General features: G+C 56.5%; 1 pseudogene. It reads right to left on the bottom strand.

Annotated elements, in window-relative coordinates:
- Nucleotides 1-299, bottom strand: a pseudogene (locus ACM6JM_RS19290) (IS3 family transposase); the annotation flags it as partial.

The following is a 299-nucleotide window of genomic DNA, read 5'->3' as shown; positions in this document are numbered from 1 at the left end:
ATATCGGCCACCCAGACCTGTTCCGGACCGGTAGCGACAACTTGCGACGGGCCTGGTTTGAGCAGATTGGGATGGCAGCGGAAGTGATGATGACTGTCGGTCGTTTTGTGATAAGCCCGCTTCCTGCGGACCAGTTGGCGGTAATCACGCAAGACCGCCAATAACCGATCGCGGCCGACATGCAGCTCCTGTTTCTCACGCTCCGCGTGCATCAACGAGTGCAATTTGCGGGCGCCAATGCAGGGTTGGCGTACTCGGATTGTCTGCACAAACTGGATGAGTTTCTGATCTTGCTCGAT

Source organism: Pseudomonas sp. IT-P2 (assembly GCF_949767575.1).
Classification (GTDB): Bacteria; Pseudomonadota; Gammaproteobacteria; order Pseudomonadales; family Pseudomonadaceae; genus Aquipseudomonas; species Aquipseudomonas pharyngis.
Note: the sequence above shows the minus strand (reverse complement) of the source record. Positions and strands in the feature narration are given on the sequence as shown.